Below are 26187 nucleotides of genomic sequence, written 5' to 3'. Positions count from 1 at the left end.
CCTCAGACCACCCACTCAAGGTGAGGTTCCGCTGGGCCGGTTATCCCGGAGCCAGCCCGCCGGCGAGGCAATCTTTTTGGGTCGCGCTCCGCGCGATGCCCTGGTCTCGTTTGGCGCGGATTTGACCGGGCGCAGGGCGCCCTCGAGAGTGGACCCACCCCCGCCCCCACTTCGCCGATCGTTAAGAAGGCTTCGTGTTGGTCCGGGGGTGGGAGTGGGCGGCGGGTCCCTGGGCCGGCTTTTGTTGCACAGCGGCGGTTTTGTGGGTGCCGGTAACCTCGCCCACGATATCCGGGTTCTTGTACTTGGCGATCTCGTCGATCCGCACGAGGCGGTCGACCAGCCGCTTGCCGAGCCGGAAGCGGCGTAGCCACGGCACCATGCGCCGGAACAGGATCTCCAGCTTGCTGTTCACGACGAAGACCTTGCGGTCGGCCAGCGCGCCGTCCAAGTAGTGGTCGATATAGGGACGCAGGGCCTCCTCCCAGGCGGTGAGGGCCGCACCGACGTCACCCGGATGCCGGTCGAGCATGGTGCCCAGCAGTTCCGCTCCGGTGAGGCCCGACGACACACCCATGCCCGCATAAAGGGTGACGCACCAGGCGGCGTCGCCGACGAGGACTACGCGTCCCTGGTGCCATTTGTCCATTCGTACTTGTTCGGCCGAATCAAACAAGATTTCCTCGGCGGACTCGGCCGCGTCGATGACGTCGCCGAGGGTGCTGCCCAGGGGCCGTGGGCCGAAGACCGACCGGAGCCGTTCCGCGGGGGGCCGGAGGAACTCCGCGTCAACGTCGTCGGTGCGGTAGGTCATCATCACTGTCGGATCGTGGTCCCGGTACGCGAACACCCACATCGAACGGCCCGGTTCGAGCAAGGTCACCGCCTGACCGGGTTCGAGACCGGCCGGCGTGCCGTGGAACTGGAACGCGGTCACCATGTAGCCCAGCCGCCGCAGGTAGTTTTCGTGCGGGCCGAACACCAGGGTACGGACCGTCGAGCGCAGCCCGTCCGCACCTACGACCACATCGAACCGTTCGGTTGACGACGTCCCGGCCACGGTGTCGAGCAACGTCACGTCGACCCCATCAGTATCCTGCTCGATCGCGGTCGGCACCGTCGAGTACCGGATCTCCACATCGTCCGGCAGCACAGAGTATGCGGCCGCTTCGATATCGCCCCGCAGCATCGTCCACGGGTTGCCGGGCAGATCAGAGAAAGACATCCCCGGCCGGCTGGAACCATCGCGTTCGATGTCGAGCTTCGGCGTCTTCGTGACCCGATCGTGCACGGCGTCCAGCATGCCCAGCCTGGCCGCCGCCGCCCGGCCGGCGCCGAACAGGACAATGAAATAACCACCGGAACGCCTTGCCGGTGCCCTTTCCACAATTACCGGCCGCCACCCGGATTTTCGCAAGCGCGCCGCCGTGGCGATCCCGCTGACGCCCATTCCCACGACCAGTACCCGGGGTTCACTCACGGTGCACCAATGAAAAGCCGGGCGAATTCCTCGACCTGACGTACGCTGGTCGGATCCTCGAAATAGACGATCAGTTCCTGCACCCCTGCTTCCTCGAAGGCGGCGATGCGCTTCCGGACCGTATCCAGCGTGCCGACCAGGCCGTAAGACCCTACGTCACCGGGAAAAACGAACTTCGAAGCCAGCGGTATCAGTGCCCGCGCATCGGCGTCGGTATCGCGGATGATGCAGGGTGTCGTCACGGTGCGCTTAATGGTGTCGTAGTCGCGTCCGACGTCGTGGCAGTGGTCCCGCAAAACCGCGAACTTGTGCTTCGCCACTTCGGGGCAATCCATGATGTTGCAGCTGTCGCCGTACCGCGCCACCAGCCGCAGAGTCACCTTCTCACCGGAGCCGGCGATCATCAGCGGAATATGCGGGCGCTGCACACCTTTCGGCTCGTTCACCGCGTCCCTGACCTGGTAGTACCGGCCTTCGAAGGTGGCCTTCTCCTGTGTCCACAAAGCCAGGATGACCTGCACGGCCTCGTCGAGCTTGCGCAGCCGCTCCCCGGTGGTGCCGAAGTCGTAGCCGTACTGCTCGTGGTCGGGCTCGAGCCACCCCGCGCCGATGCCGAACTCCAGCCTGCCTCCGGAAAGGACGTCCACAGTGGACGCCATCTTTGCCTGCAGCGCCGGGTTCCGGTAACCGTTCGCGGTGACCAGCTGACCGATCCGCACGTTGGTGGTCTCCCTGGCCAGCGCGGTGATCAACGTCCACGCCTCGAACACCATCGCCTTCGACGGCCGCACCGTGGTGAGGTGATCCGGCGCGAGCAACGCGTGGTAGCCCGCGTCGTCGGCCATCCTGGCGATCTCCATCAGCCGGACGCAGGCCGCCATCGGATCGGTGAAGCCGGCGAACTCCTGGGCGAACCCCGTCGGCAGGAAGATGCTGAACTTCATCGGGTGTCCTCCTCGGAGAAGAACTCGGTGATTCTGGCCCACAGATCGGTCCAGACCGCGTCCTCGTGATCGATGTCGTGTGCCAGCCCCGGCACGGTGATCAGCTCCGAAGGCAACCCCTCTTCGCGCATTTTCGCGGCCAGTTCTTCGGATTCGGCCAAGGGAACCACTGGATCGGCGTCACCGTGCACGATCAGCAACGGTGCGTCGACATCGCCGAGCGCTGCCAACGGCTGGCGCTCCGGTGCGGCGAAGTACTCCTCGATCACGGCCGGATCGTTCTGGGGCAACAGCGTGCCGGGTCTGCCCTGATCGGCCACCGCGAACGTGGCCGGATGGTAGACGCCCATCAACAGCACGGCGTGCCGCCACAGGGCGGGCCCGCGTTCCAGTGCCAGGAGCGCGGAATACGCGCCTCGGCTGGTACCCAGGATGTTGATCCGCGTCTCGTCTATATCGGACAGCCCGGTGAGGTACCGCGTCGCCGCGATCACGTCGTCGATATCCTTGTCTCCGATCTGAGCCAGCGCGCGGAACTCGGGACCGTGCCCCGGCGCGCCCCGCTGGTCGACGGACAGGACCGCGAATCCGGCCGCGTTCAGCGGTGCGTGCTCGCTGATGTGCCGGTATTCGCCCGCGGAGTCGAGCACCCCGCCGTGTCCCGAGACGCACACCACCACGGCCGGATGCGGTCCGGGCCCGGCCGGCAGGCTGAGGTGGCCGTAGATCACCGTCCCGTCGTCGGAGGTGATCTCGTGGACCGTGAGGCGCTCGGTCAGCGGCGCCTCCTCGGGTTGTGCCCGGTCGAGCTCTTCTCCGAGCAACCCGGCGAGCACGTCGACGGACAGGCTGCGCTGCAGCCTCGCCGCGGGGACCGCGATGCCGAGTTGTTTCTGCAGCAGGACCCGCAGCTCGACCGCGGTCAGCGAGTCGACATCCACCGCCTGCTGCTCGCCGAGCTGCTGTTCGGACAGACCGGTCGTGCGTTGCAGCAGTGGCGTCACGAGTGCGGGCAACAACGCCGTCCGCTCGGCCGGGCTCATCTCCTTCAGCCGCTTCACGACCGATTCCTCACCACCGAAAGCACCATCACCGTCGCCCGCGCCTTCCGGCACCACGACACGGAACTTCGGCAGGGACGCCAGTTGCCGGTTGGCGCGGGCCCATCGCGGCCAGTCGATATCGGCGACCGATACCTCGATCGGCCGGGTGCGCAGCAACGTGCCGAGTTCGGAGACGAGCCGCGCGGGCGACATGCCCTCATGACCGTTGCGCCGCAAGACATTGCCGACGTAACCTTCGCGGCTCACCGCGACGCCCACCTCGTCGATCATTCCCCAGCCGATGGCGATCGCGGGGAGTCCCTGTGCGCGCCGGTAGCGAGCCAGGCCGTTGAGGAACTCGTTCGCCGTCACGTAGGCGCCGGCACCGAGCGCCCCGAGTTGCGCCGCGACCGACGAGAACAGCACGAAGAAATCGAGTTCGTCGCCCAGGGTTTCCTCGTGCAGATGCCAGGCCCCGTCCGCCTTCGGCCGGGTGGCCCCGATAAGCCGGGACGCATCGGTGTCCGACAGCACCACGTCGTCGAAGTCGGCCGCGCCGTGCACGACCCCGGCGATGGGTGGCAGGAAGGCACGCACCCGTGACAGGACCGAGCGCACCTGTTCACGATCGCTGACGTCGGCCTTGAGGACGCGAACCGTCACGCCCTGAGCGGTCAGCTCGGCCACGTCCTGCGCCGCGGCGGACGACGTGACGCCGTGCCGGCCGACGAGCGCCAGATGCCGGGCGCCGTTGTCCGCAAGCCACCGCGCGACCGTACGGCCGAGGCCACCGAGACCACCGGTGATGACGTAGGTGACATCCGGCCGGATCGGTGAGCCGGGGATCGACTCCGCCGGGACCCGCACCGGTTCGCCCGCCATCCGCACGACGATCTTGCCGTGGTGCTCGGGACGGGCCATGAGCCGGAAGGCTTCGTCGATCTCGTCGGCCGGGAACTCCTTGCACGGCAAGGGGTCGATCACATTCTGCGCGTAGAGCTCCGCGACGGCGTGCATGCTCGTCTGAACGTCCTGCGGCCGCAGCGCCATCATCTGGTCGTAGTCGAAGGAGTGGAACGAAAGGGCCCGCCGCGTCGACGCGAGCCGTACCGCGTGGTCCGCGACGTCACCGGGTTTGCCCAGCTCGACGAAGCGCCCGAACGTGCTCAACGTGCGGAGGCTGTGGTGAATCATGTCGGCGGGCAGGGAGTTGATGATGACGTCGACGCCCGCGCCTTCGGTCCAGTCGAGCACGTCGTCGGCGAAGGACGAGGATCTCGAATCGGCGACCCGGGTGAAGCCCTCGCGACGCAGGATTTCCCGCCGCTGCTCACTTCCCGCGGTGACGAACACCTCGGCGCCGAGCCACTTCGCGATCCGCGCCGCCGCCAAACCGACACCACCCGCAGCCGAGTGGACCAGCACGCGCTCCCCGCGACGGACGCCTGCGAGACGCACCAGGGACAGGTGCGCGGTGACCACGGGAAGCAGCGACGCAGCCTGAGCGCCGGACAATGTCGTCGGCTTCTTCGCCACGCGTATCGCGTCCAGCGTCACGTGGGACACGAACAGGTCCCGGCTGTGTGCGAACACCTCGTCGCCGACGCGCAGGTCCGTCACACCCTCCCCGACACCGGCAACGGTGCCCGAGCACTCCAGTCCGAGCGTTTCCCCGGAGTGGGTCCCTTCGATCGCGTGGGGCGAGATGAGCCCGGTCTGCTTGAGCACGTCCTTGAAGTTCAGGCCGACGTGGGAAACCTCCACTTCGACCTCGCCCGGCCCCGGCGCCCGGCGGGTGGTCGCGACGAAACCGAGTTCGGCCCCCGCTCCCCCGGGTTGCCGCAGACGCACCGGCGTGAGGTCGGTACGCGTGCGGACGTAGCCGAGGTCGGAGTCCTCGTCGGCCCGCACCAGCCGCCGGACGTACCGGCCGTCGGCGCGCAGGGCGACCTCGTCGAGTCCATCTTGGACAAGCTCGGTGAGCAGGGGGCCGGTGTCCCGCACCGATTCCGGGCTGACATCGATGAGCCGGCAGCGCAGCTCCGGCCGTTCGGCGGAGACGACCCGGCCGAAGCCCCACAGGGACGCGGCGGCCGGTGCGGTCGTGGGGTCGTCGGCGGAGACGCTCTGCGCGCCCGTGGTGACGAGGACGAGGGCCCCGGTCTCGGCCGGAAGCTCTTGGACGAGCCGCAGTGGCGCCGCGACCGGGCCGCACGAGAGTGCCCCTTCGTCCCGCGCGCCATCGACATAGACCACCCCGCGGCAGCCGGAACCACCAGCGGCGAGGACGTGGTCGAGCCAGCGGTCGTCGGAGGTGTCCGTGCGGACGACGTCGCCGCCGATGTCGGCCAGTCCGCGGGCGATGTCGTCCGCCGTCACCGAAGTGCCCACCACGACCCAGCGGCCCTCGGCGCCGGCGGTCCGCTCCAGCGGTTCCTGCTCCCACACGTGCTCATATCGGAGCTGCGATGCAGGTTCCTCGGCTTCGGCCAAACGCTTGGCGCGCAAGCCTTCCACCTCCGCGACGACCTCGCCGTCGTCGGTGATAAGGGTCAGATCGCATTCGATGGTCCCCGGCGTGCTGATGGCCCTGCCGCGGCCGTGAATCCACAGCCGGGTGCCAGGGGACCGGAAGAACCGGAGCGCATCGATACGGGCGGGCACATACGTGCCGGGCTGCATGTCGTCGCCGAGCAGGTGCGCACCCGTGATGGCGGCCTGCAGCGCACCGTCGAGCAGAACCGGGTGCAGCCGGTGGCCTTCCTGGTCGACGGTGGCGAGCTCCAGCTCGCCGAAGACTTCACGGGTTTCGGTACGCCACCACAGGCGCCGCACGACCCGGAACGCCGGCCCGTAGTTCAGCCCGGTTCCACTCAACTTCGCGTACACGTCGTCGTGGCCGAGTTCCGGGAGTCCTTCGGTGAGCTCGGCCAGGGTCTCCGTGCGAGGCTGGGCGACTCGGGGTTTCGCGACATGGGCACGCCGGAGTTCGGCGTGCAACGTCCAGGTCGCGTCGTCGGGCTGCGCCCGGCTGTGCAGGGTGACCAGCTGCCGTGCCGGGTCGTGCGCCACGCGCAGGGTCGTGACCGACGCCGGGGGCAGCCCGAGCGGCCGGTGGAACGCGACGTCCTCGAGGAAGCACGGCTCCTCGTCTCCGAAAGCGGCCAGCGCGGCCTCCAGATAGCCGGAGCCGGGGAAGATCACGGACTCGCCGACCTTGTGGTCACCGAGGTAGGGGAACGCCGACGCCGACAGCTGCACGTCCCGGATCGGCGTGACGGAAGGTACGGCTCGCCCGGCCATGCTCAGGCCGCCGGCGCCCAGCCGCCGTTGCCGGGACGCGGCCGACTCGATCCAGTGGCGCTCGCGGTGCCACGGGTACCGCGGCAGGTCGAGGTGCTCGCGCGGACCCGGGTGGACGCCTTCCCATGTGGGGTCGGCTCCGGCCTCGTACAGCCGTCCGAGCGTGTCCACGAGCTGCTCGCGTTGCGGGCGGTCGCGGCGCAGCGAAGCGAGCCGGGCGACGGTGTCCGTGCGGTCCGCCAGCGCCTCGTCGATCGCCGACGCCAGCACCGGATGCGGCCCCACTTCCAGCACCGCACCGACGCCACGGGTGAGCATCTTGCGGAACGCGTCGGCGAACCGGACCGGCCGGCGGACGTTCTGCCACCAGTAGCCCGCGTCGAGTTCGGGTCCTTCGACCTGGTCACCGGTCACCGTCGAAAACAGCGGTACCTGCGCGTGGCCGGGACGGATGCCCTGCAGCGCGGCCAGCAGCGGCTCGTGGATCTCGTCCATCTGGGGGCTGTGATAGGCCACTTCGACCCGCAGCTGCTTCACCGACGCACCCGCCGCGGTCAGGGCGCCGGTTGCCGTGGCCAGTGCGTCGTGGTCACCGGCGATGGTGGTCGCATAGGTGCTGTTGACGGCCGCCACGGTCACGCCGTCGACCAGGTGCGGCGTCACCTCCTCCACCGGCAGGTTGACCGCCGCCATCCCGCCGCGCCCGGCGAGGCGGGACTGCAGGTTCGCCCGGTTGAAGCTCACCGTGAGCGCGTCTTCGAGCGAATACACGCCGGCCGCATAAGCCGCAGCCACCTCGCCGACACTGTGGCCGACGATCACGTCAGGTTCGATTCCCCAGTCGCGCCAAAGCGCGGTGAGTCCGGCTTGCACCGCGAAGTTGGCCACCTGGGCGTACAACGTGCTCGTCAGTCGCGACTCGCTCTCGTCCCGCCGGAGCTCATCGGCGATCGACAGGCCGTAATGTTCGAGCACCTCGTCGCAGGCAGCGATCACTTCGGCGAAACGCGGCTCCTCGTCCAGGAGCTCACGGCCCATCCCCCACCACTGAGGGCCCATTCCGGTGTAGACGAAGGCGATCGCCGGACGCGTCGTGCGGGTGGGCGCGAGGGAACTGGTGCGCAGCTTCTCCGCGGCCTCCCTGTTGTCCGCGGCGACGACGAACGTCCTCATAGGATGGTGGTCCCGCTGCCGGGAGGCGGCGCGGGCGACCTTCCGAAGCGCCGGAGCATCCGGGCTTTCCAGCAGTGCCGCGTAACTGTCCACAAGCGACTGAAGCGCTTCCCCGCTGCGCGCCGACAGCGGCAGCAGCAACGGCCGGCCGTCGTCCACTTCGCCCGCGGACTCATGTTCCGGCCACTGCTCGAGGATCGCGTGCGCGTTGGTGCCACCGAAACCGAAGGAGTTCACCCCCGCTCGCCGAGGCTCGTGCCGCTCCGGGAACGGAACCACCTCGGTGGGCACCCGGATGGGCAGCCGGTCGAACGGGATCCTCGGGTTGGGCTTTTCGAAGTGCAGGTTCGGCGGGATGACACCGCGCTGCAGGACCATCGCCGCCTTGATCACCCCGGCCACCCCGGCCGCGGCCTCGGTGTGCCCGAAGTTCGACTTGACCGACCCCATCCAGTGCGTACCGGTCGAGGCCCCCAGCACCTCGCCGATCGCGGTCGCCTCGACCGGATCTCCCGCCGCGGTCCCGGTTCCGTGTGCTTCGAAATAGCCGACCGAAGCCGGCTCGACACCGCCGACCTGGCAGGCCCGCTCGATCAGTGTCCGCTGGGATTCCACCCTCGGCACGGTGATGCCGGGCGTGCGGCCGTCCTGGTTCACCGCGGTGCCACGCACGACGGCGTGGATGTGGTCGCCGTCGCGCACCGCCGCCGAAAGTGGCTTCAGGACAAGGATTCCGGCGCCTTCGCCCCGCGCGTAGCCGTTGGCGCGGTGGTCGAACGACTTGCACCGTGCGTCGGGGGAAAGGAACTGCCCCTTGGACATCAGGATGGTGGTGACCGGGTTGACCATGACGTTCACCCCGCCGGCCACCGCGAGCTCACAGTCGCCGAGTGCGAGCGCGGTGCAGGCCTGGTGCAGCGCCACCAACGACGAGGAACAGGCGGTGTCGACGGTGAATGCCGGGCCACGCCAGTCGAACGCATAGGACAACCGGGCCGCCAGCATGGTCATGCTCACACCGGTCGGGGTGGCCGAGCTGACCAGGTGCTGGTTCGACTCGGCGAGCTGCAACGTGGCCGCGTCGAACGTGAAGCCGCCGACAAAGACCCCGATATTCGCCGCCGCGGTCGAACTCGGCGCGATACCGGCGTCCTCCAGTGACTCCCAGGTGACCTCGAGCAGCAGCCGCTGCTGCGGGTCCAGCGCGGCCGCCTCACGCGGCGACATACCGAAGAACCCGGCGTCGAACGCGTCGATCGGCGAGTGGAGGAAACCGCCCTGCCGGACGAACATCCGCCCCGGGGTGGCACGATCCGCGTCGAAGTAGTCCGTCGCGCGCCACCGTTCAGCCGGAATGTCGGAAATCGCGTCCGTGCCGGATTCGAGCATTTCCCAGAATCCTGGCAAATCCGCCACACCGCCAGGAAAACGGCAACCGATGCCGATGATCGCGACGGGCTCGGCGGTGTCCGGAGAACCGGTCGGACTGGTGACTTCGCGTGAAAGCCCGGAAGATGGCACGGATGAGCTCCCTGGACGGTTACCGATCGCGCAGATCGTGGTCTGGACCTCTATGGTTCGGACCCTTACAGATTGCGTTCGTGCTGCTAACCGGGTCAACAGGGGCTGTCTCTTCGCCCAAATGGCGATGCCCGTTTTTCCCTTGCGTGCCAGTGGACGACCGACGTCACCTGACCAAGCGTGGAACAAGCGCCGCGGCGTTCTTGTGTTGCACCAGTTCGAGTTCGTGCTCGTCGAGGCCCAGCCCGTCGATCGGGTCGACGTCTGCGGGTGTGCTCAGATAAGGCCAGTCGGTGCCGAAGACCACGTGCTCGATCCCGGCCAGCTCGCGGACCGCGGCCAGCGCGATCGGATTGTTGGACAGGCCCGTGTCGTAGTAGAGGCGGCGCAGGTAGGCGACCGCCCCCGCCGGAGCCTGCCCTGCCCGTTCCGGCTCTCGCTCCGCCCATTGCGCCAGCCGGTCGGCGAGGAAGGGAGCGGTGCCGCCCAGATGCGCGACCTGCAGGCGGATGTTCGGCGAGCGTTCGAGCGTGCCACTGTAGATCAAGTTGACGAGCGCCCGCGTGGTGTCGAAGGGGAACTCCTGAACCCAGCCGGGCACATCCGGCCTCGGCGAGGGTACGGCCGGTTCCATCGGATGCAGGAAAGCGTAGGCGCTCCGGTGATCAAGTTCAGCGAAGATCGGATCGAACGCCGGGTCGCCCAAGTAGATGCCACCGACGTTGGAATGCAACGCCACCCCGTCGAGACCGAGCACGTCGAAGGCGTACGCGATTTCCTCCAGCGCAGCATCGACCGACGGGAGCGGAAGCGTGGCCAGGCCGGCGAAACGCGCGGGCTCGGCGCGAACCGTCGACGCGATCTCCTCGTTCACGAGGCGGCTGAGCTTTCGCGCCACACCCTCGTCACCGAACCACACCCCGGGCGGTGGCAGGGAGATGACCGCGGCGTCGATCGAGCGCCGCTCCATGGCTGTTGCCAGGACCTGCTCGGTCGCATCCGGAAGGGGGAAACCCGGAACCAGGTTCAACCGGCGCAATTCGGCACGGTAGGCCGCCGGGATCACGTGTGCGTGCGTGTCAATTCGTCTCATCGCTTTTTCTTCATCGGGGTGCAGCGGCGCCGGTGCCGGACTGGTTCTCATCCGGCACCGGCACACCGTGCTTTCGTCAGCTGATGCCCGGGATCGCGAAGGGGCTCTGCTCGGCGGTGCCGTTGTGGTCGATGGCGCCCGCACGCCCGCCGGGGAACAGCTCGTTGATCGAGTCCGGCACCGACCGGTTCCGGAACGCGTCCAGCGAGCCCCTCGAAGGCGTCCAGCCGACCGGCTCCCAGTCGGGCATGTAGTTGCGGTAGCCGCCCGAGAAGAGTTCGATCCGGAAGCCGGAGGGCTCGCGCACGTAGAGGAAGGTGTTCTCCCCCATTCCGTGCTTGCCCGGCCCGAACTCCACGGGGAAGCCCGCCTCGATGAGGACGTCGGCCGCCCGATACACGTCGATCTCCTGGTCCACCCAGTAGGCGACGTGGTGGACCGCGCCGCGCACGTCGGTCGCGTTCTGCATGATGCCGAGGTTGTGCGCCTGCTCGGTGCTCGAGACCATGCCGAAGAAGACCGTCTCGGGCGATTCGTCCAAGGCGGTGTATTCCATGTAGCGGAAGTTGAGCTTGTCGCGGAACCAGAGCACGTCACGCAGGACGTCGTCGGTGCCGAACGTCACGTGATCGATCGTGCGTGCGGCCACGCCGACCGGCGAGAACTTCTGCCGGCGGTTCGGGTAGGTCGAGCGCAGCTCCTCCGGCACGGCCAACTGCTTGATGTCCCAGAAGATCTCGTGCCCATGCCCGCCGGGCGAGCGGAACTGGTAGGCGCGGCCACGCCCGATGTTCTCGCCGGTCCACTCACCTTCGCGGCCGTCGGCTTTCAGCACCTCGACCACGTGCTCCAGGTCCTCGGCGCTGTCGGCGCGCCAGCCGATCCGGCGGGCCTCCGGCACCGGGCCCTCCACCAGCTGCAGGCTGTAGGGCAGGAAATCGCCCCATGCGCGCAGGAAAATTCCGTCGCCTGTCTGGGCAATCTCGGTCAATCCGAGGACGTTCACGAAGAAGTCGCGCGACTTCTGAAGGTCTGGCGTCGCCAGCTCCACGTATGCCAGCTGAGAAACCGTGCGGCGTGACATGGTGATGTTCTCCACTTCGTTGATTGTGCGAATCTGCTTTCCGGATGGGCATCAGCGGCAGGTCAGTACATGACCAGACCCGACGAGACGTTCAGGTCCTCGCCGGTGATCGACGCCGCCTCGTCGGACGCCAGGAACACCGCGGCGTTGCCGACATCCTCCACCGGTGTGAATTGCCCCAGTGGCGAAAGGCGCACGAACTCCTCGTGCACTTCCTCGTAGGTAAGCCCGCGCGTCTCCGCTTGACCACGGATCACCGCGTGCATGCGCGGACCATCGGACCCACTCGGGGAAATCAGGTTGACGCGCAGGCCATAGGGACCGATCTCCCACGCGAGCGTACGCACCAGACCGACGAGACCGAGCTTTCCGGTGGCGTAGGCGCTGCGCCCGTGGAGTGGGCGCTTTCCGGACGGCGAGCCGATGATGATGACGTTTCCGCTCCGCCGCTCGATCATCGCCGGCAGAAAAGCCTTGCAGGTCAGGAAAACACCTCGGACGTTGACGTCGAACGTCTCGTCCCATTCCGCCGGGTCGATCTTCCAGAGCTCCTGCATCGGGCCGGCGATACCACTGTTGTTGACGAGAACGTCGACGTGCCCGAAATGCTCGAGCGTTTCCCCGGCGAGGCGCTCGATTTCCTCGGGCGCACGCAGATCCGTCGGCACGATGATCGCCTCACCGCCGGCCGCCTCGATTTCGTCTTGTGTCGCTTCGAGGTTCGAGCGGGTTCTGGCCGCGAGCACACACCGTGCCCCCTCGCGGGCGAGTGCGAGCGCGATGCCGCGCCCGATGCCCTGGCCGCCTCCGGTGACGACCGCGACTTTGTCCTTCAGACGCACACGTTCCTCATTTCGTCGACGCCATCCAGGAATGGAAGCGGCCGGCCGGGTCGTAGCGGGCACGGATCTCATCGAGCCGGGCCAGGTTTTCGTCGCTGACGAAGCGTGCGGGCCGTCGGCCGAGGTTCTCGTCGGCGAGCTGGATTCCGGTGGACAGATGCGCCATTTCGCGCATCCGCTCCTCGGGCCAGGTGGCGTATCGCTCGTCGTCGGCGGGGTCGTTCCACACGCCGTATACGGCGAGGTAGGTCTCGTCCTCGACACTGAACGCCATCGGCGGCCGTGACGACGCATCGCCTCCCCAGTGGTTCCACATCATCGCCGACGGGTACGGCGGGAGGGTCTCCGCGATCTTCCGGATACCGGGAAGGAGTTCCGAAGCGCGGGCGTGCGTCCACATGTTGTCGACCGCATATCGCGCGCCCGTGGGGTAAAACCCGGCCACGCCCGCGTAGAGGTCCGAGAGCGAGACCTCCGAGTTCGGCACGATCTCCAGCGCGTTCGCGAGCAGCGGGCATTCGGAGACGAACGCGAGAGCCTCGGCCGCTTCAGTTGCCGAATCCACGAGAGCTGGAGCGGTAAGCGTGATCTCCGGTTCCCCGTTCTCATTGCGGTGGACGAACAGCGACAGCTCGACTTCGCGGGCGAGCGTCGGCGTCACCTCCTGGACCCAGCGGAACACGTCTTCGGCGATTTCGAACGGGAAACGCAGCAAGCTACTGGCGATGTGCTTCGGCGCCTGGTACAGGCGCAGATGAAACGCCACAACGACGCCGAAAAACCCGGGACCCGAGCCGCGCGCCGCCCAGAGAAGATCGGAATGGTGGTGCTCGTCGGCGTGCACCAGTTCACCATCGCCGGTGACGACGTCGATCGCCTCGACGCTCATACAGGCCGGGCCGTGCACGCGGCCGTTCCAGCCGAACCCGCCCTGCAGCAGATACCCGCCGACGCCGACATCCAGGTCGTGCCCACCCGGGAAGAACAGGCCATAGGGCTGGAGAGCCCCGGCGATTCCCTTGAAACCGGGACCCACGACGGCGGTCATCGCATCCGGATCCACCTCCAGCTGATCGAGCCGGGAGACGTCCAGCAGCATGCCGCCGTCCCGCAGGTGATTGCCCGCCCAGCTGTGGCCGCCCGACCGGACGCCGATCCGCAGGTCCTTCCGCGCCGCGAGACCAACGGCGGTGATCACGTCTTCGGACGTCTGGGCCTGCACGATCACGTCGGGATAGCGATGCGGAGTTCGCCCGTTCCAGACCGCGTCCCGCCTGGCCTGCTCGTAGGCGGCTGCACCGCGTTCCAGCACCACCTCGGGCATGTGCATCACCGGCCCCATCGCCTTGTCGAAGATATCTTTTTACAGAAAGTATGCATTTCGCCAGAAGTATAGGGATCGAGACAACTGCTGGTCAACCGCTCGCGCCAGGCACCGGTCAGCGCCGGCCGCAAGGCCGAGGTCAACACACCCCCAAGTGAATACGTCATTGCGTCCAAGCTACGAATGTCCATAAGATATACATCTACATCCTAGATGTACGTCTAGCTAGACTATCGACATTGCGTGGAGGATCTGCCTTGACTACCGGAACTCGCTTCGCGCTCGGCACCTACTCCCTCGGAGACAGCGCGATGCCCTGCCTGGTGCTCGACGAGCGCGCCTACGACCTTCGGCCGTTCCTCGGCGCGGACGTCAGCATCCGGAGCATCGTCGACGAGTGGACCACTCGTCTGCCGGAACTGCAGAAACTCGCCGACGAGGGCTTCACCGGCACTGCGGAGCTGCGGCTCGCCGATCTGCGGCCCCTGCCGCCTCTGCAACCGACGGGGCAGATCTTCCAAGCCGCCGCCAACTACCGGCAGCACGTGCTCGACCTGTTGTCCGCGGCCGAGGACCGCGGCGACACATCCGATGGCCTCGCCGATGGCGACCGCAGGCAGAACACCCGCGAGCTCCTCGATGCCCGCGCCGCCGAGGGACGGCCGTTCGTCTTCCTCGGCTCGTCCCACGCCATCGTGGGCGCTACCGACGAGATCACCCTCCCGTCCGACTCACAGCAGCCGGACTGGGAGCTCGAACTCGCCGTGGTGATCGGCCGATCCGGCCGCCGCGTCGCCGTCGAGGACGCCCTCGACCTGGTCGCCGGCTACATGATCGGCAACGACCTGACCGCTCGTGACGCGCTGGCCCGCTGGGATGCGGGTGTGCTCGGAATCGACTGGCTGGCGGGCAAGAACTCCCCCAGCTTCCTCCCGCTGGGGCCGCTGCTCGTCCCCGCCGTCCACGTCGGCGATCCGCAGGATCTGCACATCGTGCTCGCCGTCAACGGCACGACGATGCAGAACGAATCGACCTCGGACATGCTCTTCGGTGTCGCGCAGCTGATCGCGCACATCTCCACCGTCGCGGAGGTCCGGCCCGGAGACGTGATCCTCACCGGATCGCCGGCGGGCAACGGTGCGGCGCACGGCGTTTTCCTCCAGCCCGGTGACGTCATCGAAGGCACCATCACGGGGTTGGGGACGCAGCGCAATGTCTGTGTTGCCGAGACCGCCCGGTAGGAGCGCGAAATGACCACAGCAGAGCACCTTCGCGACCGGCACGCACGATGGGAACTACCCGGAAAGCGCGCGCTGGTCACCGGCGCCGCCACCGGTATCGGCCAGGGTATCGCCGTCGAGCTGGCCGCGCGGGGAGCGAATGTCGTCGTGCACCATGCCGGCAGCGCCCCGGCCGAAACCCTCTCCTTGCTCGCGGACGTAGGCAAAGACGGGGTTTCCATCAAAGCGGATCTGTCCCGTGTGGACGAATGCGAGCGGCTGATCGAGGAGGCCACGCAAGCGCTGGGCGGCCTCGACATCCTGGTCAACAACGCGGGCATCTCGGTCGAGCGCCCCATCGAGCAGCTCGGGGCGGACGAATTCGACAGCCTGTTCGCCGTGAACGTCCGCGGCACCTATCTGTGCCTGCGCGCCGCCATTCCGGCATTGGCCGACGGTGGCGGTTCGGTGGTCAACCTGAGCTCGGTCCATGCCTTCGCGGGTCTTCCGCCGACGGCCGCATATGCCGCGTCGAAGGGGGCGATCAATGCGATGACGCGGACGGTCGCGATGGAGCTGATCGACCGGCGGATCCGGGTGAACGCCGTGGGCCCGGGTCTGATCGAGACGCCCCGGTACTTCACCCAGGAGCGGACGGTGCCTTACACCACGGAATGGGGAGCGGGGATCGTTCCGTGGGGCCGGGTCGGCAGGCCGCAGGACATCGGTTCGATCGTGGCGTTTCTGGCCTCCGACGCCGCCGACTTCATCACCGGCCAGGTGATCTATGCCGACGGCGGAACCACCAGTCTGCTCGGGATTCCTGGGAAATAGCAGCCGGCCGGCCTCCGTGATGACGCTCCGGAGGCCGGCCGGATCTCAAAGGATCGCCACCGGTCCCGGAGGGGCCCCGGCCGACCCGGTGAACGCCAGCGGCGGTGCGGAGAAGAGCACCTCGTAGCGTCCTTCCTCCGCACAGGCCTGCGACAGCCCCTCGAAGTCGAACATCTCGCCGAGCGCCAGTCCCATGTAGACCAGCGCGGGGATGTGGAATGGCTGGAAAGCGCCGGGAAGTTCGTTGGGCCGGACCTCGACGCCCCACGTGTCGCTGGCCACCGCCGCGATTCCGTGCGCCGCGAGCCACGGGACCGTGTAGTAGCTCAGACCGGGCGAGTCACCGCCCGCATAGGTGCCCCACCCTTCGGCACGCGCGCGTTTGAGCCGGCCGGTCCGCAGCAGGAGAATGTCCCCCTCGCGGATCTTCACCTTCCCGAATTCGGCGGCGGCATCGAGCTGATCGGCGTCGATGGCATGCCCGTTTTCGAGCCAGTCCACGCCGAGAGTCGCCGGGAGATCGAGCAGCACGGCCCGTCCCACCAGGCTTTCCCGCCAGGCCTGCGCACCGCTGAACTCCGCGCCGGTCGCGGTGACCGTGGACGCCGGGCGCCCGTTGTACATGCGGCCGTTGTGGAAGATATGCGACAGCACATCCCAGTGGGTCGCCGACTGCAACGGCATGACGATGACGTCATCGGCGAACCCGAAACCGTGCGGCAGTTCCTCGCCCGCGAGCCGCTGCAAACCGTTGGCGTGATCCGTACCCGTCGCCGTCGAATAGCGCAGGCAGTTGGTGCGGCCGAGCACGCCCGTCTGCGGTCCGTGCTGATCGAAGGGAAGGCCCAGCCCGACCACGCGGCCCGCACGGACACTGTGAGCCGCGCCGCGCACGATCGACGGGGTGATGAAGTTGACCGCGCCGAGCTCGTCGGCGTCGCCCCAGCGGCCCCAGTTCGAGTACTTCGCGATGTACTCCTCGATCGCCTCGGTGGTGACCAAGGGTGTGCCCGCACTCATTGAGAAACCGCCTTCGGGTAAGCATCCACGCCGTGCGGATGGATGAGGATCTTCGCGTCCTGCCCTTTCAGGGCCCGTTCCATCGCGGCGACGCCGTCGTCAAGGGCGAATCGCCCGGTGATCATCTTGGTGAGGTCGAGCTTGCCCGCGGCGTGCAAGGCGATGACGGCCGGAAACCCGCCGCCGAGATGGCCGAGCGTGAAATAGATCGATGCCGCGCGGAACATCAATTTGATCGTGTCCACTTCGACGGGCGCCATATTCGCGCCCAGCGACACGATCTTGCCGCCGACAGCGATGGCCGGAACGATCGCCGGCATCACGATCCTGCCGGCGCCCGTGGCGTCGAGCGCCATATCGACACCGGCCCCGCCCGTGCGGTCGAGGAGCCACTGGCCGGCCTCGCCGGCAGTGGGGTCGAACGTTTCGGTCGCACCGAGCGCCGACGCGATCTCCCGCTTGGACGCCGACGGGTCGAGGGCGAGAACACGGCCGGCCCCCAGCGCGTTCGCCAGCCCGACGGCCGCGAGCCCGATCGGGCCGGCGCCGAAGACCGCGACGGTGTCCCCGGGCCGGAAGCCGCCTGCCCGGTTCACCATGCCGTTGTAGGCAACGCTCGACGGCTCGATGAGGGCACCGATGTCGTAGGCCTTGCGCTCGCCATGGCGGTCAGCGACCGCGGTCAACGGCCAGCAGTGCCGCTCGTGCGCCACCGACATCGTGGCCGTACCCCCGTCGAGCGTGAAGCCGCGATCCCACAGCCGCTCGCAGGCGGCGGTGAGCCCACGCAGGCAGGCCCGGCACGTGCCGCACTCAACCTGGGCCTCGACGGCGACCAGATCGCCTGGCCGCACGCGCGTCACGGCGCTGCCCACCTCGACGACCTGGCCGGAGTTCTCGTGCCCCAGCGCGACCGGCACCCGGAAGGGCGCCGGCAGGTCCATGTAACCGTCCTCATCGGACGTGACCATGTGCAGATCGCTCCCGCAGATGCCGCTGGTGACGTTGCGGATCAGCACGTCGTGCTCGCCCGAGAGCTGGGCGTCGGGCCGGTCGGCCACCGAGAGGGTCGGGTTGTGCAGGACCATGTTGGCCAGCCTCACCCGGCCGGACATTTCCTCCTCGGCCGTGACCTGATAGCCCGCCTTGGGCTTCCAGTCCGCCGACACCACAAGACCTCTCATGCGCCGCAGTCCCCTCTCCCATGAGCAGATATTCAAACGCCGCGTTAGCACTTGCAGCGTAAAAAGTATACGACCGGCCGAGATGCATGACAAGGGTCGGCAGCTGGGCACAAAAACGCCGGGCCCTTCTTCGGGCCCGGCGTCGTGACAGCTCGGGGTGGCGGCCTGTCCGGCTAACGCAGTTTGCGCACCGCGGTGCGAACCGACGGCGCGAGGCTCGCCAATATCGCTTCCTCAAATCGTTCCGGACTGCTGTCGGGGTCCGACTCCTTCATGAATTCAGCGAGGAGCAGCCCCGATTCCAGGTAATGCCGGACCAGCTGTGCCACGGCACCCTCGACGTCGCAAGCGATCACGGCGTCGAGAATCGCGCGATGCTCCGCGGTCCGATTCGGCCAGCCACTGCGCAATTCCACGGAGTGCGCCCATCGGTATCGGCGGACCCGGTCGCTCAGCTCCTCGATCTTCATCAGGATGGTCGGCCCGGCCTTCGCAAGCAGCGCATGGTGGAACTCGAGATGAGGCGTCTCGACCCGGTCGAAGTGGTCCGAACTCAGGTAGTGCGACATCTGCGCCATGAAGCCTTCGAGGTGTGCGAAGTCCTCCGGCCCGAGCTTCGGGACCGATGCCCTCGCGGCCGCCGTTTCCAGCGCGATGCGCGCGATCTGCACATGCGTGACGTCATCCATCACCAGCGGGGGGATCCTCAGCCTGCCGTTCGGCAGGATATCGATGAGGTTCTCCATCTGGACCATGCGCAGGGCCTCGCGGAACGGCGTGCGGCCGACGTCGAGCAACTTTCGCACCTCGTCCTGCGCATACACGGTGCCGGGGCGCAGCTCTGTCCGCAAAACGGCCTGCCGGAGACGGGCCCGCGCCTCGGAGACGCCGAGGGCACGGTCGTCTCGTTCAGTGGCTACGGTCACGGAAACCTCTATCCCTGTGCAATGGTCAACGCGACCAGACTTCAAGTATGCCAGTGGTGTCCACAAATATCATGGGCCTTGTAGTCCACTTCGCAGCTGACGGTCCACGATACCACGATGCGGTTACAGCGCTCAGCCAATTGATTACAGCGCCGACCCTCGTTTCCCGTAGGAGATATACATTCGACTAGTTAGCATATTAACATGGCAGCGTCATGTGATCACGACCGAGGGAGCGCGATGAAGGGCAAAGTGGTCGCGGTGACCGGCGCTGCGTCGGGTCTCGGGGAAGCCTGCGTGCAGCTGCTCGTCGAGCGAAACGCGACGGTGATCGGCATCGACCGCCAGGCGGCCCCGCCTCCGCCGGGAGGCAGCTGGGTGACGCTCGACCTCGCGGATGTCGACGCGATCGGGCCAGTGCTGCGGCACGCCGTCGCGGAGTACGGCCGGCTCGACGGCCTGGTCAACGCCGCCGGCGTGATGGACACCCAGCCGTTCGCGCGGATCACGCCCGCCGCCTTCGACCGGATTTTCTGCGTGAACGTGCGGGGCGCGTTCTTCGCCGTCCAGGCCGCCGCCGAGGAGATGGCGCGTTCCGGCGGCGGCAGTGTGGTGCTCTTCGCCTCGACGGCGGGGAGAGTGGGCAGGCCCTTCGCCGCGCATTATGCGGCCTCGAAGGCAGCGACGATCTCGCTCGTCAAGTCGGCCGCCGTTGCACTCGCCGAGGGCGGTATCCGCGTCAACTCCGTCTCGCCGGGCCTGGTGGAAACACCGATGCTCGAAGGGATCCGGGCCGCCCGTACCGAGCTGGGGGCGGATTCTCCCGACGCCGTGCGGCGGGAGTGGGAGAGCCGTATTCCACTCGGGCGCCTCGGCTCACCGACGGAGGTCGCCGAACTCGTCGCCTTCCTGGTGTCCGATGCCGCCGCCTACATCACCGGTGAGGACTTCGGAATCCACGGCGGACTCCAGGGTTCCTGACCATCGCGTTCCTTGTTCTGACGAGAAAGTGAGTATCGCAATGAAGGGTCTCGTGCTGACCGCGGACTGGAAGCCGAAAGCCGGTTACGAGGTCACGGCCGCGGAGGAGCGGTCACGGCGCGCTCGGCGCGGCAACATGGTCTGGCACAACCCCACCATGGCCGTCGCGGAGCGTCCCGATCCCGTCCCGTCGAGCGAGTATGACGTGCTGATCCGCGATCGCGTATGCGGGATTTGCGGATCCGACGTCCACATGTTCGTGCCCGACGAGCACGGATACCTCAACCATCCCGCCCAATCCCGGATGCCGATCGCGATCGGGCACGAGTACTCCGGCGAAGTCATCGAGGTCGGCAAGGCCGTGACGCGGGTCAGGCCCGGCGACCTGGTCGCGGTCGAAGGACAGGTCAATTGCGGGCGCTGCCGCCCCTGCCTCCGCGGGATCCCGAGCAGCTGCGACTTCATCGAGGACCGGGGTTTCACGCTCGACGGCGGCACCGCGACGCTGTCCGTGGCCCACGAACGCAATTGCTGGCCACTGACCGCCGTCGCCGAGCGCTACGGCGAGGACTACGCGTATGACGTGGGAGCCCTCACCGAACCGGCCGCCGTCGTCTACAACGGGATGATCAGCCGGGCCGGGGGCTTCCTGCCCGGCGACACGGTCGCGGTCTTCGGCTGCGGCCCGGTCGGGCTCGCGGCGGTCGGGCTCGCCGGCGCACTGGGGGCCGGCCGGATTCTCGCCCTCGAGCCGGCCGCGCCCAAGCGGGATATCGCCGCCGCGCTCGGCGCCACCGCCACTTTCGACCCGACCACCGGCGATGCCGCGGCGTGGCTGCTCGCCGAGACTCAGGGGGTCGGCGTCGACATGGTCGTCGACGCCAGCGGGGCCGGTTCACGGGTGATGCCGGCGATCTTCGACTCGATCGCGGTCGGCGCGAAGATCGTGTGCCTCGGCGTCAACAAGGAGCCGTTCCCGATGGACACGGTGCCGTTGATGTTCCGCTCGGCGTCGATGTACGGAGCGGTCGCCCACCTCGGCGGCGGGTACCCGGCGGTCGTCGCCCTGCACGCCGCGGGCAAGCTCGACCTGACGAAGATGATCACCGGCCGGTTCTCGCTGGACGAGGGAATCGCGGCGATCGAGCGCGCGGCAACGGGTCAGGACGCCAAGTTGTTGATCCACCCGCAAGGCCTGCCCGGATAACGCCGGTGGCCGGCCCGATTCCGGGCCGGCCACCTTTGCTGATCGGGGCCTAGATGTGGTATCCGCCGGCGACGGTCAGGACGCTTCCGCTGATGTAGTCCGCGTTGGGCCCCGCGAGGAAGCACACCGTGCCGGCCACTTCTTCCACCGTTCCGATTCGGCGGATCGCATGCAGGTCCATCATGATGGGCGACATGTTGTGGGCTGCCTCCGCGGCCATGTCCGTAGGCATGATGCCCGGCTCGACGACGTTCGCGGTGATGTCGCGAGGGCCGAGATCACGCGCGACGCCCTTCGCATATCCCACGATCGCGGCCTTGCTCCCGGTGTAATCCGCCGCGCCGGGGACGACGACCCGGCTGGCGATGGACGAGCCGATGAAAATGATGCGGCCACCGTCCGAGAGGTTCCGCGCCGCCGCACGCGTTGTCGCCACCACTCCGAGCACATTGGTGTGCCACAAGTGGTCCAGCTCGTCGGCGTCGAGTTCCGGATCATCGACTCGCCTGCCCTGAACCGTGATGGCCGCATTGTTCACGAGGATGTCGAGCTTTCCGAAGCGGGACACCACCGCCTCGACCAAAGACGCGGCAGCCGATGAGTCCGCCTGGTCACTCTGGACGGCGAGCGCGCCGCGGCCCGTCTGCTCGACCTCCCGGACGACCGCCGCCGCCTTCTCCGCTGACGCGACATAGCTGATCGCCACATCCGCGCCCTGTTCCGCCAGTGCCACGGCGATAGCGGCGCCCAGCCCCCGGGATCCGCCGGTGACCAGCGCCACCTTGCCCTTCAGCTCACTTGACATCAAAACCCCTTTCGGTGTGTGTATCCCCATCAGCTGCTGCTGGAGGGTCTCCGCATCGTGCATGGAGGACAGGTGCAGGAAGCGTCCGTCGCGCACCGTGTAGACGGCGAATTCCACGTTCTCGAACGAGTTTGCCCGTGGGTGACGCCCCGCCACTCCTTCGCGGGCGTACCGGCGTTGAGCACCGCGATGTAGCGCTCGTAGAAGTCACGCATGCCGGTGGCGGATCGCTGTGTAGGACATAGTCGACGTGGTCGTCTGTGGGTGGACTGTTCTGGTGAGTGATGGAGGTGGTCGTGCCCCGGATCTGGGCCGGCGTGGACATCGGCAAGGAACACCACCACTGTGTGGTGATCAACGACAACGGCGAGCGGCTGCTGTCCCGGCGAGTCCAGAACGACGAAACCGAACCCTCGACCCTGAGCCCCGACCAGGCCCGCGTCCGCCGCGACCTCGACCCGCTGCGGGCCGGGGACGAGATCTCGGTGGACTTGCCGACCCTGACCAACCGGCGCACCGACCTGGTCTGCGACCGCACCCACGCGATCAACCGGATCCCCCGCCAACTGCTGGAATACTTCCCCGCACTGGAACCCAGCCTCGACTCCTCCCGCACAGGACACTTGCCGCCGCGATGGTCGAACGACTGGCCAAGGGGGTGATCGCCCTCAACGCCGAAATCGCCGAGATCGACGCGATGATCGAGGAACGATTTCGCCAGCACCGCCACGCCGAGGTGATCCTCACCCTGCCGGGTTCCGGCCCGACCCCGCGGCGGAATTCCGAACAAGCCCTGCTCTGCCTCGCCCGCCGACGCCTCAACGTCCCGTGGGCCATACTCCGCGACAACGCCGACTACCACGCTCCACCCCCAATCCCGGTGGCTGCGTGACTTGACAAACCCCGCTGGGAGGTTCTTTGTGGTCAGGAGACTGACAGTCGCCGGTCCGGGACGGAGGCGTTGAACTCCTTGATGGGGGCCACCAGATCGTCATACGCGTCATCCTCAGGGCTCTTGAGCCCCCATCCGCGGCTGTAGTTCTCAAGATACGAGCACCAGTGCCAGCCGATGAGCCACGGCCCATCGAGGACGGCGTCGAACGCGGCGACGTAGTCCTCGGCTCGGGCACGCTGATCCGCCAGCTCACTCACCCGCTGCGGATTGTGCGCGGTGGCGCACCAGTTGCCGATGTCGGCGATGAGAACGGGCTTACCGCAACGCCGATGCCACCGGGCGAGGTCGTCACGCATCTGACAGCGCCCCTCGGCGGAAGCGTCCGGAAAGTACTGCACCGACAACACATCCACGTACCCCGCCATGGCATCGAGCACGACATCGGGTATCCCGGCGTTTCCGTTGTAGCGATCACCGAGGATCAGATGGTTCTGATCGTAGGCGCGGATCGCGTCGTGGATGGTCTGGTAGTACCGGTTCGCCACCGCCGCGAGGCCCGTCTCGTCACCTCGCTCGACCCCGGGGAAGTAGGCACCGCTCGGATGGGAGGTCCACGAAGGAATGTCGACGAAGAAATAGCCGATCAGGTGGGGATCGTCGGCGAAGTCGGCGACGAGTGATCGCGCGAGGTACGCACACCATTCCTCCCACTCGCGCGAGAACACATCCGGGAACACCGGGTTGAGGTTCCACCCCTCGATCGGTGCGACCGGCAACGCGATGCAGTACGGCCTCCCGGCGATCGCGAAATCGGTGATCTCCCACGGCTTGGAGTGCTTGGCGTCGTAGGGAGCCTCATAGTCGTTGACCGTTACCTCACCCAAGGCCACGCACTCCGAGGTCCACCCGATGGTGTTGAAGCCCCAGGCATCGAGGTCACGCACCACACCGTTGGTGATCCACGCCGCGCGTGAGCCGTACCGTCGGCGCCAGATCTCAATGTTGCTGGGGTACTTCAAATTGCTCTCGTCGGCGTGATTGACCCCGAGGCTGAAGAACGGGGCACCCCGCGGGTCCATGAACGACCATCTCGCGCCATTGCGTGCCACACCGAAGAATCCCGCGACCTTGCGCAGCTTCGTGCTCTCGAATCCCATGACCGATCAGACGTCCGCGCTCGCCAGCGTTTCCTGCAGCGCGCGGGGCACGGGACGGAGCGGGTCGCTGCCGTCCCACCCTTCGGCCGAGGCCACCATCACCGCCCGGAGTTGCTGGAACAGCGCGAAGTCCTGGTGGACTTCGATCGTGTGGCCCAGCAGCGGCGCGTCGAACAGGAGTGACTCGTGCGGCCCGTTCGACGCTTCGAACAGCAGCGGCAGCCCCATTTCCTCCAGCCGTGCGCGTTCCTGGGCGAGGTCGTCCGCGAGGTAAGCGACGTGGTTGACCCCACTGGTCCGCTGGTAGGTGGGCCCGAACGCGTCGGCGGGCTCCAGCTTGTCGATCTGCTGAAGCTCGATGCCGACGTTACCCCATTGGCCGAAGGCGGCCGAGTGGTCCCAGATGATCGGGCCGTTGGCGTTGCGGAGCACCGGGATGCGGATGTCCTTCATCAGGAAGAACGGGCCCGCACCCAAGGTGCCGGCAAGGAAGTCGACAGCATCCGGAATGCTCTCGACCGTGTATCCGATGTGGACGATCGGCCTGCCGAAGATGGTCGGCGCGCCGGTGCTACCGAAACTGCTGGCTGATGTCACGGCTGAACTCCCCTTCACAGTTGACGCAGACGTTCGGTGCGACCCTCATCGACCCCGCCGACGTTGATCGCCTCCATCAGGACACTCTCGGAGAGCTGCTCGCCGCCCACCTCGCCCACGGCACGGCCACCGAAGAAGACAACGACCCGGTCGCAGATCTTCGCCATCTCCTCGAGGTCGCTGGACGTGTAGAGCACCACCTTCTGGCCGGCCGCCATCTGCGCGATGATCGCATGCATGTCATCCTTCGCGCCCACATCGACGCCCCGCGACGGGTCGTCGAGGAGGATCACCGAAGGATCCGCTTCCAGCCACTTCGCGAAGACGACCTTCTGCTGGTTCCCACCCGAGAGCGAGCCGACCGGCTGAGCCGAGCTGGACATCGCGATGTTCAGGGTTTCGCGCCAGTGCTCGGCTCGGCGCTGCATCGTCCGGCGGCCGAGCACCATGCCCATCCGCTTCAACGGTCCGCCTTTGACCGTACTGATGTTCTCCGCGATCGACACGTCCAGCATCAGCCCGAGCCGCTTGCGGTCCGCCGGGATATAAGCGATCCCCGCCTTCACCGCACGGTTCATCGTCATCGGCCAGCCGCCGCCTTCCGGCAAGGTGATCCGGCCCCGGCTCGGCCGCAGGCGACCGAAAACCACGTCGAGCACGGCACGAGCGCCGGAGCCTTCCAGGCCCGCGAGCCCGACGACCTCGCCCGGCCTTGCGGTGAGGTCGAACGGCTCGAGGATGCCCGTGACGGCGACGCCCGTGAGGACGAGCGACCCGGCCGAGCCGGACGCGTCATCGAACGCCACGGTTTCGGACGTCCGGCGATCGTGGGCGACGGCCTCGCCGAGCATCGCGCGAACCGTGCCCTGGATTGTCATCTCCGCACGCGGGCGACGGGAGACGGCGACCTTGCCCGACCGCAGCACCGTGATCCGGTCCGCGACGGCGAAGACATCCTCGAGGAAGTGGGACACATAAACGACGGCGACGCCACGGTCACGCAGATTGCGCACCACGCCGAGCAGCCGTTCGGTCTCGGTCGCCTGGAGAGCCGACGTCGGCTCGTCGAGGATCAGGATCTTCGGATCCTCGAGCAGCGCACGGGCGATCTCGACCAGCTGCTGCTCGCCGAGCCGCAAGGAACCGAGTGGCCGGCTGACGTCGACATCCAGGCCGATCGCCGCGAGTACCGGGGCGGCGATACGCCGCATCGCGCGCCGGTCGAGGGCGATCCCGGCGGCGAGCGGTTCCCGGCCGAGGAACAGGTTCTGGAGCACGTCGAGGTGTGGGAAGAGCGTCAGCTCCTGCGACACGATCGCGACACCACGGTCGGCCGCATCGCGGGTGTTGGTGAAGCTGACCGGCGCGCCGTCGAGCTCGAGCCGACCCGCGTCCGGCTGGGCGGCGCCGACGAGGATCTTGATCAGGGTCGACTTGCCCGCGCCGTTGGCGCCCAGCAGCGCGTGCACCTCGCCGGGAAGGATCTCGAAGTCGACGCCGGCGAGGGCCGTCACGCCACCGTAGGTCTTGTGCAGATCTTTGACCGTGTACATG

At 67.5% G+C, this 26187-nt stretch carries 18 protein-coding genes and 1 pseudogene; 5 read left to right on the top strand and 14 right to left on the bottom strand.

Annotated features, from left to right (window positions below; translation table 11 throughout):
* Positions 1-181 precede the first annotated feature (181 nt).
* From GKO32_RS01325 to GKO32_RS01295, 7 genes are all read right to left on the bottom strand, one after another.
* Positions 182-1480 (bottom strand): FAD-dependent monooxygenase, encoded by a 1299-nt coding sequence (locus GKO32_RS01325; RefSeq protein ID WP_312867389.1) that lies wholly within the window; start codon positions 1478-1480, stop codon positions 182-184.
* Positions 1477-2424 carry an LLM class F420-dependent oxidoreductase gene (locus tag GKO32_RS01320; protein ID WP_154754872.1) on the bottom strand — a complete coding sequence of 316 codons (948 nt, stop codon included), beginning with the start codon at positions 2422-2424 and terminating at the stop codon, positions 1477-1479. Before GKO32_RS01320 ends, GKO32_RS01325 begins: the two co-directional genes overlap by 4 nt.
* On the bottom strand, positions 2421-9464 hold the full coding sequence (locus tag GKO32_RS01315; RefSeq protein WP_312867388.1) for an SDR family NAD(P)-dependent oxidoreductase: 7044 nt from the start codon (positions 9462-9464) through the stop codon (positions 2421-2423). The genes GKO32_RS01320 and GKO32_RS01315 overlap by 4 nt, the downstream gene beginning before the upstream one ends.
* A gap of 166 nt (positions 9465-9630) precedes the next feature.
* Positions 9631-10557, bottom strand: a complete 927-nt coding sequence (locus tag GKO32_RS01310; RefSeq protein ID WP_166459322.1) for an amidohydrolase family protein — start codon at positions 10555-10557, stop codon at positions 9631-9633.
* Between the two features lie 76 nt (positions 10558-10633).
* The gene (locus GKO32_RS01305) at positions 10634-11656 is read right to left on the bottom strand and encodes a VOC family protein (protein ID WP_154754870.1); all 1023 of its coding nucleotides are present in this window, start codon (positions 11654-11656) and stop codon (positions 10634-10636) included.
* 47 nt (positions 11657-11703) lie between these two features.
* The gene (locus GKO32_RS01300; RefSeq protein WP_166459321.1) at positions 11704-12483 is read right to left on the bottom strand and encodes an SDR family NAD(P)-dependent oxidoreductase; all 780 of its coding nucleotides are present in this window, start codon (positions 12481-12483) and stop codon (positions 11704-11706) included.
* A 7-nt stretch (positions 12484-12490) separates the two neighbouring features.
* Positions 12491-13813 (bottom strand): FAD-binding oxidoreductase, encoded by a 1323-nt coding sequence (locus GKO32_RS01295; protein WP_208024228.1) that lies wholly within the window; start codon positions 13811-13813, stop codon positions 12491-12493.
* Positions 13814-14064: 251 nt separating this feature from the next.
* Here GKO32_RS01295 and GKO32_RS01290 point away from each other — a divergent pair, with 251 nt between their 5' ends.
* Positions 14065-15048, top strand: a complete 984-nt coding sequence (locus tag GKO32_RS01290) for a fumarylacetoacetate hydrolase family protein (protein WP_208024227.1) — start codon at positions 14065-14067, stop codon at positions 15046-15048.
* Positions 15049-15057: 9 nt separating this feature from the next.
* On the top strand, positions 15058-15861 hold the full coding sequence (locus GKO32_RS01285) for an SDR family NAD(P)-dependent oxidoreductase (protein ID WP_154754868.1): 804 nt from the start codon (positions 15058-15060) through the stop codon (positions 15859-15861).
* Positions 15862-15906: 45 nt separating this feature from the next.
* On the opposite strand, the gene GKO32_RS01280 is transcribed toward GKO32_RS01285, so the two are convergent.
* The 3 genes from GKO32_RS01280 to GKO32_RS01270 form a co-directional block, all read right to left on the bottom strand.
* On the bottom strand, positions 15907-16881 hold the full coding sequence (locus GKO32_RS01280; RefSeq protein ID WP_154754867.1) for a cyclase family protein: 975 nt from the start codon (positions 16879-16881) through the stop codon (positions 15907-15909).
* Positions 16878-18065, bottom strand: coding sequence for a scyllo-inosose 3-dehydrogenase (gene iolM, locus GKO32_RS01275; RefSeq protein WP_154754866.1), 1188 nt, complete (start codon positions 18063-18065; stop codon positions 16878-16880). The genes GKO32_RS01280 and iolM (GKO32_RS01275) overlap by 4 nt, the downstream gene beginning before the upstream one ends.
* A 173-nt stretch (positions 18066-18238) precedes the next feature.
* Entirely contained in the window at positions 18239-18991 is a 753-nt protein-coding gene (locus GKO32_RS01270) for a GntR family transcriptional regulator (RefSeq protein WP_166459320.1), read from the bottom strand.
* Between the two features lie 240 nt (positions 18992-19231).
* Between GKO32_RS01270 and GKO32_RS01265 the strand changes: the two genes are divergently transcribed.
* Both GKO32_RS01265 and iolM (GKO32_RS01260) read left to right on the top strand, forming a co-directional pair.
* On the top strand, positions 19232-19972 hold the full coding sequence (locus GKO32_RS01265) for an SDR family NAD(P)-dependent oxidoreductase (protein WP_166459319.1): 741 nt from the start codon (positions 19232-19234) through the stop codon (positions 19970-19972).
* A gap of 40 nt (positions 19973-20012) precedes the next feature.
* Positions 20013-21179 (top strand): scyllo-inosose 3-dehydrogenase, encoded by a 1167-nt coding sequence (gene iolM, locus GKO32_RS01260; protein WP_166459318.1) that lies wholly within the window; start codon positions 20013-20015, stop codon positions 21177-21179.
* A 49-nt stretch (positions 21180-21228) separates the two neighbouring features.
* Here the strand turns inward: iolM (GKO32_RS01260) and GKO32_RS01255 are convergent, their stop codons facing one another.
* Positions 21229-21984 (bottom strand): SDR family NAD(P)-dependent oxidoreductase, encoded by a 756-nt coding sequence (locus GKO32_RS01255; protein WP_154754862.1) that lies wholly within the window; start codon positions 21982-21984, stop codon positions 21229-21231.
* Positions 21985-22268: 284 nt separating this feature from the next.
* On the opposite strand from GKO32_RS01255, the pseudogene GKO32_RS01250 reads away from it, so the two are divergent.
* Positions 22269-22876, top strand: a pseudogene (locus GKO32_RS01250) (IS110 family transposase).
* 32 nt (positions 22877-22908) lie between these two features.
* Here GKO32_RS01250 and GKO32_RS01245 read toward each other — a convergent pair.
* From GKO32_RS01245 to GKO32_RS01235, 3 genes are read right to left on the bottom strand one after another with little or no spacing between them, the layout of a single operon-like run.
* On the bottom strand, positions 22909-24036 hold the full coding sequence (locus GKO32_RS01245) for a glycoside hydrolase family 113 protein (protein WP_154754861.1): 1128 nt from the start codon (positions 24034-24036) through the stop codon (positions 22909-22911).
* A gap of 6 nt (positions 24037-24042) precedes the next feature.
* Positions 24043-24633 (bottom strand): VOC family protein, encoded by a 591-nt coding sequence (locus tag GKO32_RS01240; protein ID WP_154754860.1) that lies wholly within the window; start codon positions 24631-24633, stop codon positions 24043-24045.
* A gap of 14 nt (positions 24634-24647) precedes the next feature.
* On the bottom strand, positions 24648-26186 hold the full coding sequence (locus tag GKO32_RS01235; RefSeq protein WP_154754859.1) for a sugar ABC transporter ATP-binding protein: 1539 nt from the start codon (positions 26184-26186) through the stop codon (positions 24648-24650).
* Position 26187: the final 1 nt, after the last annotated feature.

It is taken from the genome of Amycolatopsis pithecellobii (genome assembly GCF_009707865.1).
GTDB lineage: Bacteria > Actinomycetota > Actinomycetes > Mycobacteriales > Pseudonocardiaceae > Amycolatopsis_E > Amycolatopsis_E pithecellobii.
This window is presented reverse-complemented; position numbering and strand designations above follow the sequence as displayed.